The sequence below is a fragment of the Shewanella sp. 553 genome (genome assembly GCF_059338375.1).
The window spans coordinates 2,804,382-2,817,536 of the sequence record NZ_CM181701.1 but is presented as its reverse complement, the minus strand read 5'-3'; the positions used below and the strand labels follow the sequence as shown (position 1 = coordinate 2,817,536).

Sequence of the window (13,155 nt, the reverse complement as noted above, 5' to 3'; positions counted from 1 at the left end):
ATGTACGAAGTTTTAATGGTTATATACTTGTTGGTTGCACTAGGTCTAGTTGGCCTAATTCTAATCCAGCAGGGTAAAGGTGCTGATATGGGGGCCTCTTTTGGTGCCGGTGCTTCAGCAACGTTATTCGGATCTTCAGGGTCGGGTAACTTTTTAACACGTTCTACTGCCATATTGGCAATCGCATTTTTTGCATTAAGTCTAACCATAGGTAACTTAAGTGCAAACCATGCTAAAAGCGAAGAGTCGTGGAAAGATTTAGGCACAGATGCTGCGGCAGTGACTGAGCAAGTTACCGAAGCAACGGAAAGCCAAACTCAGTCAGAAGACAAAATTCCTGACTAAGACTCAGCCTAACTGGTTAAGTCAAGACACCGTGAAATATGGGTGTCACTATTAAGTCTCTTGGTAGTCCTCACTGCCAGATAGTAGAGGTAAAATAGTAAAGTGTAACAATCACATGCGGATGTGGTGGAATTGGTAGACACGCCATCTTGAGGGGGTGGTGAGCTATGCTCGTGGGGGTTCAAGTCCCCCCATCCGCACCAAATTTAGATTGGTTTTATCATCGGTCTGAGTTAAATAAAGTCGCTAACTAAGCCGCTTTATTATTGCAAATATGGGTGACTATCCATATAATTGCAGCAGTTGACGCGGGGTGGAGCAGTTTGGTAGCTCGTCGGGCTCATAACCCGAAGGTCGTCGGTTCAAATCCGGCCCCCGCAACCAGCTCCCAGTAATGAAGATACTCTTCATTACTGCTACAGGTTCTGAATGCTATGACCTCGTGATTACGGGGTTTTTTGTTATCTGGACTTTTAAAATATCGCTATTTAGCGATGTCATACTGGGGCTTTAGGCCCTTTTTTGTTTTTCGGGGGGTAACCTTGGCAACTTTAGAAAGTAAACTGGAACAGATGCTTATCGCACCAGTTGAAGCATTAGGCCACAGTCTTTGGGGTATTGAATTCGTACATGCGGGTAAACATTCAATCTTGCGTGTTTATATTGACAATGAAAAAGGCATCTTTATTGACGATTGTGCCGACGTAAGTCGTCAAGTCAGTGCCGTACTCGATGTCGAAGACCCCATTTCAACCGAATACACATTAGAAGTTTCTTCTCCAGGTGTAGATAGACCACTATTTAATGCGGCGCAATATGCGCTCTACATCGGTGAAACCGTAAAGGTTCAATTGACTATGCCTGTTGCTGGTAGTCGCAATTTAAAAGGTACCGTCGTGGGTGTAGAGGGGCAGATGCTCACTCTAGCTGTCGATGGCAACGAACTGATTATTGCCCTGGATAACATCCGCAAAGGCAACTTAATCGCTAAGTTTTGATGGATTCAAGGTGAACGAGGCAAGAGGATGAATAAAGAGATTCTGCTAGTCGCTGAGGCGGTTTCAAATGAGAAAGCCGTGCCACGCGAAAAGATTTTTGAAGCGTTAGAAATAGCGCTCGCCACAGCAACCAAGAAAAAGTATGAAGGCGATATTGAAGTTCGTGTCGCTATCGACCGTAAAACGGGTGCTTATGAAACTTTCCGTCGCTGGATGGTGGTTGACGATAATGGTGAAGCGTTAGAAAATCCGTTTCGAGAAATTACATTAGAAGCGGCGAAATACGAAGACCCAGAGATCCAAGTCGGTGAATATATCGAAGATGAGATCGAATCTGTGGTATTTGACCGTATTACGACCCAAACAGCCAAACAAGTGATCGTACAAAAAGTACGTGAAGCTGAACGTGCTCAAATCGTGGATCAATTTCGTGAGAAAGAAGGCGAGTTGATCACCGGTGTCGTGAAGAAGAGTAACCGTGAGAGTGTCGTGGTTGATTTAGGTAACAATGCTGATGCAGTGTTATTTAAAGAAGACTTGATTTCCCGCGAAAGCTTCCGTCCTGGTGACCGCGTTCGTGCATTACTTTATGCCGTACGCCCAGAAGCGCGTGGTGCTCAGCTGTTTTTAACGCGTACAAAACCGGAAATGCTCATGGAGCTGTTCCGTGTTGAAGTGCCTGAAATTGCAGATGAAATGATTGAAATCATGGGCGCTGCTCGTGATCCAGGCTCGCGTGCAAAAATCGCCGTTAAATCCAACGACCGTCGTATCGATCCAATCGGTGCATGCGTTGGTATGCGTGGCGCACGTGTACAAGCCGTTTCTAATGAGTTAGGTGGCGAGCGTGTTGATATTGTGCTTTGGGATGATAATCCAGCACAGTTTGTGATTAATGCCATGGCACCAGCTGATGTGGCTTCTATCATCGTTGATGAAGATAACCACTCAATGGATATTGCTGTTGAAGCAGATTCATTGGCACAAGCTATTGGTCGTAATGGTCAAAACGTACGTCTAGCAACCCAGTTATCGGGATGGGAGCTAAACGTAATGACAGTGGCTGATATGCAAGCTAAACACCAAGCGGAAAGCGCGAAGGTTGTTAACTTGTTTGTTAGCGCATTGGATGTCGATGAAGATTTTGCTCAGGTACTTGCTGATGAAGGTTTCACCTCATTAGAGGAGATTGCTTATGTACCAGAAAGTGAGCTACTGGACATCGACGGATTCGACGAAGATATCGTTGAATCATTGAGAGAGCGTGCAAAAGCCGCTATCTCTACACGGGCTCTGGCGTCCGAAGAAGCACTTGATGGTGCTGAGCCGAGCGAAGATTTACTTGCCCTAGAAGGTTTAGAACGTCATTTGGCGTATGTGCTGGCAAGTAAAGGCGTAATTACGCTTGAAGATTTAGCCGAACAAGGCATTGATGATTTGATCGAGATTGAAGAATTAACAGAACAAAAGGCTGGTGAGCTCATCATGGCAGCCCGCAATATCTGTTGGTTTGGCGAAGAAGCATAAGTCGATCAACAGAGGGGATTTTACAGATGGCAGAAACTACAGTAGAAAAACTGGCGGTAGAAGTTGGCAAAAGTGCTGAACGATTAGTTGAGCAATTTTCCGAGGCTGGTATTAAGAAAAGTAAAAGCGATACTGTTTCAGAACAAGAAAAGCAGCAACTGCTTGATTTCTTGAAGAAACAGCATGGTGGCGATGCAACGCCAACGAAGATGACATTACAGCGTAAATCTGTGTCAACACTCAGTGTTGCAGGCAGTGGTGGTCAATCTAAAGACGTTAAAGTTGAAGTGCGTAAAAAACGTACCTTTGTTAAGCGTGACCCAGCTGTAGAAGCTGAAGCAGAAGCTAAAGCCAAGGCAGAAGCTGAAGCCCAAGCTGCGGCAGAAGCAGAAGCTAAGGCAAAAGCCGCTGCAGAAGCTAAAGCTAAGGCTGAAGCCGATGCAGCCGCAAAAGCTAAGGCAAAAGCCGAAGCTGAAGCCAAAGCTAAAAAAGCCGCTGAAGCTAAGCCAGCAGTGCCAGAAACAGCTGAAGAGAAAGCAGCCAAACTTGAAGAGGCGCGTTTGTTAGCAGCAAAAGAAGCAGCAGCAAAACAAAAACTCGATGAAGAAGCCAAAGCGGCTGCTGAAGAAGCACGTCGATTAGCAGAAGAAAACGAGAAGCGTTGGGCGGAAGAAGAACGTCTGCGTAAAGAGTCTGAAAAGACCGGTGACCACCATGTCACTACGTCTACCGAAGCTCGTGCTGCAGAAGATACCGCCGACATGAACGCTGAAAAACGCGGACGTCGTGCACGTAAACCTGCTGGCGGCAAAGCTGCAACCAATAAAAAACGTGGCGGTAAAGATACTCGTGGCGGACGTGACCGTAATGGCCGTAATCAGCGTAATGCGCCTGAGTCAATGGATCATGGCTTTAACAAGCCTGTCGCTGCTGTTAGCCGCGATGTCAGCATTGGTGAAACCGTAACGGTTGCTGAGCTAGCTCAGAAGATGGCCGTTAAAGCCACCGAAATCATCAAGCAGATGATGAAGATGGGTTCTATGGTTACGATTAACCAAGTGCTCGATCAAGAAACAGCGCAGATGGTTGCCGAAGAGATGGGTCACAAGGTTGTGCTAACTCGTGAAAACGAGCTAGAGCATCAAGTACTTGCAGACCGTGATGGAAACGTTAAGCTGGAGCCACGTGCGCCTGTTGTGACCATTATGGGCCACGTTGACCACGGTAAAACATCGCTACTCGACTATATTCGTCGTGCGAAAGTGGCCTCAGGTGAAGCGGGTGGTATTACCCAGCATATCGGTGCTTACCACGTTGAAACCGAAAATGGCATGATCACTTTCTTAGATACTCCTGGTCACGCGGCGTTTACCGCTATGCGTGCTCGTGGTGCTAAGGCAACCGATATTGTTATTTTGGTGGTTGCAGCAGATGATGGTGTGATGCCACAAACGATTGAAGCGATTCAACACGCTAAAGCCGGTGGTGTTCCGCTTATCGTTGCAGTGAACAAAATTGATAAGCCAGAGGCCGATCCGGATCGCGTTAAGTCTGAGTTATCTCAGCACGGCGTAATGTCTGAAGATTGGGGCGGAAACAACATGTTCTGTCACGTGTCTGCTAAGACTGGTGAAGGTATCGACGAATTACTTGAAGGTATCTTGCTGGAAGCCGAAGTATTAGAGCTTAAAGCGGTTCGTGAAGGTATGGCAGCTGGTGTTGTTGTGGAATCTAAGCTTGATAAAGGCCGTGGCCCTGTGGCTACTGTACTGGTTCAAGAAGGTACCCTAAGACAAGGTGATGTTGTTCTGTGTGGTCTTGAGTACGGTAAAGTCCGTGCGATGAAAGATGAGAACGGTAATGCTATCACTGAAGCGGGTCCATCGATTCCTGTCGAGATCTTAGGTTTGTCAGGTGTACCATCAGCTGGTGACGAAGCAACCGTTGTACGTGATGAACGAAAGGCGCGTGAAGTTGCACTGTACCGTCAAGGTAAGTTCCGCGATGTGAAACTTGCTCGTCAGCAGAAGTCTAAGCTTGAAAACATGTTTGCTAACATGACAGAAGGTGAAGTTCAGGAGCTTAACATCGTGCTTAAGGCCGATGTACAAGGTTCACTTGAAGCGATTTCTGATTCACTTAACAAGCTGTCTACTGATGAAGTTAAAGTTAACATCATTGCTAGCGGTGTGGGTGGATTGACCGAGACTGACGCATCACTTGCTGCAGCATCTAACGCGATTATGGTTGGCTTTAACGTTCGTGCCGATGCACAAGCGCGTAAGACTATCGACAGCGAAAGTGTTGACCTACGTTATTACAGCGTTATTTATCATCTTATTGATGAAGTTCGCGCTGCAATGGGCGGCATGTTAGCGCCAGAATTTAAGCAAGAGATCATTGGTCTTGCTGAAGTTCGCGATGTGTTTAAGTCGCCTAAGATTGGTGCTATTGCTGGCTGTATGGTGACCGAAGGTACCATTAAGCGTAGCGCGCCAATTCGTGTACTGCGTGATAACGTGGTTATTTACGAAGGTGAACTTGAGTCACTGCGTCGCTTTAAAGACGATGTTAGCGAAGTGCGTAATGGCATGGAGTGTGGTATCGGTGTGAAGAACTATAATGACGTCAGAGTTGGCGATCAGATAGAGGTCTTCGAAACGATCGAAATCGCTCGAACCTTATAATCGAAAAGGGGCGGCGCAAGCCGCCTTTTTTAGTTAAGAGATGGCAATAATTATGGCAAAAGAATTTAGTCGTACTCGTCGTATTGCTCAGCAGCTCCAGCAAGAGCTTGCTCAAGTGTTACAGCGTGATATTAAAGATCCGCGTATTGGTATGGTTACCGTCAATGACGTTGATGTGTCTCGCGACCTCAGCTACGCCAAAGTCTATGTTACCTTCTTTGAAGAGGACAAGGCTGTGGTCGAGGAGAAGCTGGCTGCATTAGAAACCGCAGCTGGGTATGTTCGTTCATTGGTCGCCGGCCGTATGAAGCTGCGTGTAATGCCTGAAATTCGATTCATCTACGATGCATCGCTAGTTGAAGGTATGCGTATGTCTAACTTGGTGAGCCAAGTGATCAGCTCTGATCAGGCTAAAGCGAAAGAGCATGGCTCTGATGTAGCTGACACTGATGAACATGAGCAAGGTGATAAGTAATGGCGCGTAAACCTAAAGGTCGGTTTATCGACGGCATAGTGCTACTCGATAAAGACACTGGGATGAGCTCCAACTTTGCATTGCAGCGTGTTAAGCGTATATACAATGCCGCTAAAGCGGGACATACCGGAGCTTTAGATCCATTAGCTACCGGAATGTTACCCATCTGTCTTGGTGAAGCGACCAAGTTTTCGCAGCATTTACTTGATGCCGATAAGCGTTATTTAGTCACGGCGAAACTGGGCGTACGCACCGATACCAGTGACTCTGATGGTGAAGTGGTGCAAACGCGTCCACTTAACTTTACTCAGGCACAACTTGAAGAGGCGTTACAGTCTTTTCGCGGTGAGACCATGCAAGTGCCTTCAATGTTTTCGGCATTGAAGTATCAAGGCCAACCACTGTACAAGTATGCGCGTGAAGGGATTGAAGTACCAAGGGAGGCACGGCCCATTACTGTATATGAGCTTAATTTTATTAAGCTAGATGGTGATGAGCTAACCCTAGAGATCCATTGTTCTAAAGGTACCTACATTCGTACCATTACCGATGATTTAGGTGAAATGCTCGGTTGCGGTGCTCATGTCATCATGCTGCGCCGCACTGGTGTGGCAGGTTACCCTTATGACAAAATGGTCACGCTTGAACAGCTAGAGGCATTATTAGCCCAAGCTGAAAGTGAGCAGCGCCCACCAAAAGAACTACTCGATCCGTTATTACTACCAATGGATACTGCGGTTAGTGGCTTTAAAGAGATCAATGTGTCTGACGAGTTAGCGCATTACCTCATGAATGGTAATCCGGTTCAAGTAGCCAATTTACCCATTGACCAATTAGTGCGAATTACCATTGGGGATGAACGAAGGTTTGTCGGTATTGGCGAAATGAATGATGATGGCTTACTAGCACCCAAACGCTTGATCGTTTTGCGTGATGAACAGGCTTAGTGCTTGCAAGTGATGGGTTAAATCGTTACTATATCGCGCTCTCTTTGGCTGAGTTAGTGATCGGCTAAAGTATTTATATAATTTTTGGAGATAAAAATGTCACTAAGTACAGAAGTAAAAGCACAAATTTTGGCTGATTTCGGTCGTTGTGAGAATGACACTGGTTCAACTGAAGTTCAAGTAGCTCTTTTGACTGCACAGATCAACCATCTGCAAGGTCACTTCAAAGAGCACATCCATGATCATCACTCACGTCGTGGTTTGCTTCGTATGGTTAGCTCACGTCGTAAGCTTCTAGCTTACCTTAAGCGTACTGAAAACGTTCGCTACCAAGAGCTGATCAAAAAGCTAGGTCTACGTCGCTAATATTACATTAGTGTTCGTTAGTAATTAAAGGAGGCTTAGCCTCCTTTTTTTTCTTTTATTTATAGTGTTTAGATTTGGCTGATTGTCGCGGTATTTGGCGCAATATATTTAGCTTCAAACTCATCTAGCGGCAGTGGTTGGCTGTAGTAAAACCCCTGACCGATTTCACAATTCATCTGCTTTAACCAATCTAATTGGGCTTCATTTTCAATCCCCTCCGCTACAATGTGTAAATTAAGCTGCTGGCCTAACATTAAGATTGTCGAGGCGATTGGGCTTTCATGGGGCAAATCGTTAACAAAACAACGATCAATTTTCATGGTGGTAATAGGCAGATGTTTAAGGTACGACAAAGATGAATAACCAATACCAAAGTCATCCACAGCAATACTAAAACCTGCCGATTTGAGTTGCTGAAGTTTATTGATGGCCAATTCGATATCATTCATCAATGAGGTTTCTGTTATCTCAAGCTCGAGCAAGTTTGGATCTATTTGGTACCTTAAGGAGAGTTGTTTAATATCCGGTACTAGACTGGGATCGGCAAATTGCTGTGAGGCCACATTGACGGCAACAGGGATTGCTACGTTGTAGCGGCGTTGCCAATGCTTGATAGTTTTACAGGCCTCTTCGATCACCCAGCGTCCAAGAGGGATGATGATGCCCGTTTCTTCGGCGATGGGAATAAAGGCCATAGGACTAATTAATCGTCCCTCTTTCTTCCAACGAATTAGCGCTTCACAGGCAACAACTTCGCCGGTTTTTATATTAAATTTAGGCTGAAAGTGTAGCAAAAACTCATTGTTTTTTAAGGCATCGTGTAGAGATGCTTCGGTTCTTAACCGCACCGCTGCGCGATCGGTCATCTGCTGCTTAAAGAACGCCCATTGATTGGTGCCTGAGGCCTTGGCGCTGTACATGGCGATATCTGCATGGCGAATCAGGTCTTCAGCGGTCAAGCCGTCATCTGGGTAGAGTGCGATACCTATTGAGGCGGCTGGATGAATCGTATGCTCGTTAAGTTGCAGTGGAATATTCAGTTCGATTAATAGCGTGTCGACTAAGTCAGCGGCTTGATCTGGTGTGTGTGCTTCGTTGGCTAAAATGACAAATTCGTCGCCACCAAGACGTGCCACTGTTCCAGTATCGCCCATCACACGCTCTAAGACTCTTGCGATTCTGGCAAGAAATTGGTCGCCCATAGCGTGCCCCAGTGAATCGTTAATATTTTTAAAACGATCCAGATCGATAAACAATAAACTAAACGCTTGTTGATGCACCCGGGCGCGTTGTATCGATATTGCGATGGTCTCAAGTAGTAAGGTACGATTAGAGAGTCCGGTAAGGGGATCGCGAGTCGCCATCTTACGGAGTTTATTTTGTGTTTGACCAAACTGAATGAGGATTTGATTAAATTTAGAGGTCACTAAGCCTAGTTCATCATCTTTATGTTCTGGCGACATCGGCAGGAGATTTTCATCTGGGGATTCAGGATCAATTTTATCAATGGCTTCGCTTATTTGGGCTATTGGCTTAGTTAAAAAACGGTGAAATAGCACCGAGAGCACTAAGGTCACGAGCAAGGCTCTGAGTAAGGTGGCAAAAAAACTAAATCTTAGCTGAGATAGTAGTGAATCGCTCAACTGCTCGGTGTTGTAATGCACAACCAAGGTGCCAATGACTTCGGGAGAGATGGCTACGCCAGAAGCTGTAGGACGGTACAATAATCGTGAGGTTTGTTTTAAGTCACTAAACAATCTATCGCTCAGTAGACCTATGACTGCGCTATCACTGGAAGAGTTGGTCATAGACACAAATTGTATGCCGTCATCGAGCTCAATCGTGGCCTGCGCAACATGCTCGACTTTTAAGACTCCGGTTAAGGTCTGCTTAGCTAAGTGATCGTCTAATGCCCATACGGCATTAGCTGCAGGTTGCTCAACAGAATTGAGCAATTCATATTGTGCTTCAAGTAACTGCTGTCTGGCTGAAATACTGACTAATGCGATTTCGACGATGAAGATGGCTATGGCAAAAAATAACGCCGAAAAAACCACTAAGGTTGTCTGTTTCCATGTTAATGACTTGAAACTCGCGCTCATTTGCCATTCCTATTTTGGCGACTCATTACAGTATATTACAAATAAAGCCGTTAGATATTGCAGAAACTCAGGTAACTTGCCACTTTAGAGAAAAGATTCGGCTTTGTCATCCACATGGGCTCTTTATCTATTGAATAGACTTGAAGTATACTTACACGGGAAAATAAGGTTATTAAATTAAGGAATGGTTCACGTGAATCCAATCGTAAAAAGTTTTGAATATGGTCAACATACAGTCACATTAGAGACTGGGGTTATTGCACGTCAAGCTGACGCTGCTGTTTTAGCAAGTATGGGAGATACAACAGTACTAGTCACTGTTGTCGGAAAGAAAGCTGAAGAGCCAGGTCGTGACTTTTTCCCGCTAACCGTTAATTATCAGGAAAAGACATACGCAGCAGGTAAGATCCCAGGTGGATTTTTCAAGCGTGAAGGTCGCCCTTCTGAAAACGAAACACTGATTGCACGTCTTATTGACCGTCCAATCCGTCCACTATTTCCAAATGGCTTCAAGAATGAAGTTCAGGTAATTATCACAGTACTTTCTGTCGATCCTGAAATCAATCCTGACGTTATTTCTATGATTGGTACCTCTGCGGCGCTTGCTATCTCAGGCTTGCCGTTTAATGGACCTTTGGGTGCTGCTCGTGTTGGTTATATCAATGGCGAGTACGTATTGAACCCTGACGTTAGTCAACTTGTCGATAGCCAATTAGATTTGATTGTTGCTGGTACTCAAGGTGCCGTCCTGATGGTTGAATCAGAAGCCGATGCACTACCAGAAGAGGTTATGCTTGGTGGTGTGGTTTATGGTCATCAACAACAGCAATTAGTTATCGATGCCATTAGCGATCTAAAAGCCGAAGCCGGTAAGCCCGCTTGGGATTGGACTGCGCCAAAAGCGGATGAAGACTTAGTTGCCAAGATTAAGGCATTAGCTGAAGCAGAAATGACGGCAGCATACCAAATCACTGCTAAGCATGAGCGCCGTGATGCGGTGAATGCATTAAAACAAGCGACTGTCGCTAAATTAGTTGAAGAAGATGCCAACGTTGATTTACGTGAGCTAGACAAGTTACTGGGCAGCTTAGAAAAGAGCGTCGTACGTAACCGTATTATCGCTGGCAACCCGCGTATAGATGGACGTGAACCAGATATGGTTCGTGCGCTAAGCGTTATGGCTGGCGTATTGCCTCGTACTCACGGTAGTGCACTGTTTACCCGTGGTGAGACTCAGGCATTAGTAACCTGTACTTTAGGTACCGAGCGCGATGCACAGAAAGTCGATAGCATTATGGGCGAGTATACTAACCGCTTTATGCTGCATTATAACTTCCCTCCATATTCTGTTGGTGAAACAGGTATGGTTGGTTCACCAAAGCGTCGTGAAATCGGCCACGGTAAGCTAGCATGGCGCGGCATTAATGCGGTTATGCCATCTGCTGAAGAGTTCCCATACAGTGTTCGTGTCGTATCAGAAATTACTGAATCTAACGGTTCGAGTTCAATGGCTTCTGTTTGTGGTACCTCTTTAGCCTTAATGGATGCGGGTGTTCCAATCAAGACATCTGTTGCTGGTATTGCTATGGGCCTTGTTAAAGAAGGTGATGACTTCGTCGTGCTTTCTGACATTCTAGGCGATGAAGATCACTTAGGTGACATGGACTTTAAAGTGGCAGGTACTCGCGACGGTATCACTGCATTGCAGATGGATATCAAGATTGAAGGTATCACACAAGAAATCATGCAAATTGCATTGCAACAAGCTTATGGTGCTCGTGTACATATCCTCAACGTGATGGATCAAGCGATTGGTTCACATCGTGACGATATCTCTGATCACGCTCCACGTATCACCACTATCAAGATCAACCCTGAGAAGATCCGTGATGTGATTGGTAAAGGTGGCGCAACTATCCGTGCACTAACTGAAGAGACTGGCACGACTATTGAGCTTGAAGATGACGGTACGGTTAAAATTGCCTCTTCAAACGGTGAAGCGACTCAAGAAGCGATTCGTCGTATTCAAGAGATCACTGCTGAAGTTGAAGTGGGTACTGTCTATAACGGTAAAGTGGTTCGTATCGTTGATTTTGGTGCCTTTGTTACCATTCTTCCAGGTAAAGACGGCTTAGTACACATTTCGCAAATCGCTGAAGAGCGTGTCGCGAACGTGTCTGACTTCCTTGAAGTCGGTCAAGACGTAAAAGTGAAGGTAATGGAAGTGGATCGCCAAGGTCGTGTGCGTCTTTCAATGAAAGAAGCCCAGCCTAAAGCAGAAGCTGCAAGCGAGTAATTTATTCGCTAATGAATCAAAGGAGACCCTTAGGTCTCCTTTTTTATTGGGATTTTAAAAATGCAGATAGCCCTTGCTATTAGGGATTGCTATGATTGGTGCTATTGCGAAGCAAATAAGGTTAAATGGATGACTTATCAATTGCGCACAAAGACAGTCGCGGTGATGGCTGCTCTTAGCATGCTGCTGACAGGATGTGTATCGACTCAACTAGGACAAAGTGCAGCGCATGGCCAACTGATCGTTGCGCCAGTGATGCCCGATTATAAGTTAGAAGTGACCCTTGCCCGCCTTAATGACATCTTGGCTTCAGCTGAACTGACCATAGAGCAACGTGCGCGCTTTCATTATGATCGTGGCGTGATTTACGATAGTGTTGGTTTACGCATTTTAAGCCGTATTGATTTTCATCAAGCGTTAAAGCTACAGCCAAACTTAGCCGATGCCTATAATTTTCTTGGTATTTATTATACTCAAGAGGGTGAATTTGAGAGTGCCTATGAGGCTTTCGATGCGGTATTAGAACTCTCCCCCGATTATGATTATGCCTATTTGAATCGTGGTATTGCACTTTACTACGGCGAGCGCAATGAATTAGCGCTGACCGATATGCAGAGTTTTTATAACGGTGATAACCAAGATGGTTATCGTGCATTATGGCTATACATCACCGAAGCAAAAATCGATATTGAGCGAGCCAAAAATAATTTGCGAACCCATCGTAAATTATTAGCCGATAGCGCCTGGTCGACAATTATCATCGACTATTATTTAGACGACATCGATCGGGAGCAAGTTTTTAATTTAGCTAAGCAGGGGTTAACCCACCCTAATGAATATGCTGAGCGCTTATGTGAAGCTTATTTTTATATTGCTAAAGTTGCGCAGCAACAGCAGCGTTATAATGATGCCGCTAATTACTACCGTTTGGCGTTGGCCACCAATATTTATGATTTTGTTGAACATAGATATGCCAGAGTTGAGCTAGCTAGGATAGGTCAAAGCTTAAATGAAGAGTGAGCACTCTAATGGGGTTGCAGGCAATTAATGGCCTTGTTTAGGCGGGGTGAATAATCCGTCATTCAAGGCTTTTTTCTCTCTGTGGCTTGCGGGATCCTTTCACTATAAGCTTTACTTTCGAATGTTTGGTTGGTCATGGGATAAGGTAAAGCATATTTGATTAATTATCACCTTACTCAATATGACGTTAAATCTTTGTCTTTATGATTGAGGTTTCGTGTTAGTGTTACACTCTAGATCACATCTTAAGCTTCGTGTTTAGTAAAAAAGCCCCATCTATCTGCACCGCATTGATTGTTTAAAACGCCTAAATCGGTGAAAATAGACGCCAATGATTATTCACCTAACGGATTGGTTAACGCAGTCGCCCCTTTGGGTTACAGCAACGCGTG

The 13,155-nt window shown here is 45.2% G+C and carries 10 protein-coding genes and 2 tRNA genes; 11 read left to right on the top strand and 1 reads right to left on the bottom strand.

Translation table 11 applies throughout. The features are described 5' to 3' along the window. The 9 genes from secG (at window position 1) to rpsO (ending at window position 7,345) form a co-directional block, all read left to right on the top strand. Window positions 1-345: a preprotein translocase subunit SecG gene (gene secG / locus AC5YBZ_RS12475; protein ID WP_494521200.1), complete on the top strand. Its 345-nt coding sequence runs from the start codon at window positions 1-3 to the stop codon at window positions 343-345. A gap of 117 nt (window positions 346-462) precedes the next feature. Beyond that, a tRNA-Leu gene (locus AC5YBZ_RS12470) sits at window positions 463-548 on the top strand. A gap of 104 nt (window positions 549-652) precedes the next feature. After that, window positions 653-729: transfer RNA gene (locus AC5YBZ_RS12465), tRNA-Met, on the top strand. A 158-nt stretch (window positions 730-887) separates the two neighbouring features. After that, window positions 888-1,343, top strand: a complete 456-nt coding sequence (gene rimP / locus AC5YBZ_RS12460; RefSeq protein ID WP_110458239.1) for a ribosome maturation factor RimP — start codon at window positions 888-890, stop codon at window positions 1,341-1,343. Between the two features lie 27 nt (window positions 1,344-1,370). Next, a complete protein-coding gene (gene nusA, locus AC5YBZ_RS12455; RefSeq protein WP_494521201.1) occupies window positions 1,371-2,870 on the top strand; it encodes a transcription termination factor NusA in 1,500 nt (499 codons plus the stop codon). 26 nt (window positions 2,871-2,896) lie between these two features. Further along, the gene (gene infB / locus AC5YBZ_RS12450; protein WP_494542969.1) at window positions 2,897-5,557 is read left to right on the top strand and encodes a translation initiation factor IF-2; all 2,661 of its coding nucleotides are present in this window, start codon (window positions 2,897-2,899) and stop codon (window positions 5,555-5,557) included. Window positions 5,558-5,609: 52 nt separating this feature from the next. After that, entirely contained in the window at window positions 5,610-6,032 is a 423-nt protein-coding gene (rbfA, locus tag AC5YBZ_RS12445; RefSeq protein WP_475514535.1) for a 30S ribosome-binding factor RbfA, read from the top strand. Next, a complete protein-coding gene (gene truB / locus AC5YBZ_RS12440) occupies window positions 6,032-6,979 on the top strand; it encodes a tRNA pseudouridine(55) synthase TruB (RefSeq protein WP_494523780.1) in 948 nt (315 codons plus the stop codon). The genes rbfA and truB overlap by 1 nt, the downstream gene beginning before the upstream one ends. Before the next feature lie 96 nt (window positions 6,980-7,075). Next, entirely contained in the window at window positions 7,076-7,345 is a 270-nt protein-coding gene (rpsO, locus tag AC5YBZ_RS12435; RefSeq protein ID WP_119978316.1) for a 30S ribosomal protein S15, read from the top strand. 68 nt (window positions 7,346-7,413) lie between these two features. On the opposite strand, the gene AC5YBZ_RS12430 is transcribed toward rpsO, so the two are convergent. Beyond that, window positions 7,414-9,447, bottom strand: coding sequence for a putative bifunctional diguanylate cyclase/phosphodiesterase (locus AC5YBZ_RS12430; RefSeq protein WP_494523779.1), 2,034 nt, complete (start codon window positions 9,445-9,447; stop codon window positions 7,414-7,416). A gap of 193 nt (window positions 9,448-9,640) precedes the next feature. On the opposite strand from AC5YBZ_RS12430, the gene pnp reads away from it, so the two are divergent. Next, entirely contained in the window at window positions 9,641-11,743 is a 2,103-nt protein-coding gene (pnp, locus tag AC5YBZ_RS12425) for a polyribonucleotide nucleotidyltransferase (RefSeq protein WP_494521204.1), read from the top strand. A gap of 129 nt (window positions 11,744-11,872) precedes the next feature. After that, window positions 11,873-12,763, top strand: coding sequence for a lipoprotein NlpI (gene nlpI, locus AC5YBZ_RS12420; RefSeq protein ID WP_494521205.1), 891 nt, complete (start codon window positions 11,873-11,875; stop codon window positions 12,761-12,763). Window positions 12,764-13,155 lie beyond the last annotated feature (392 nt).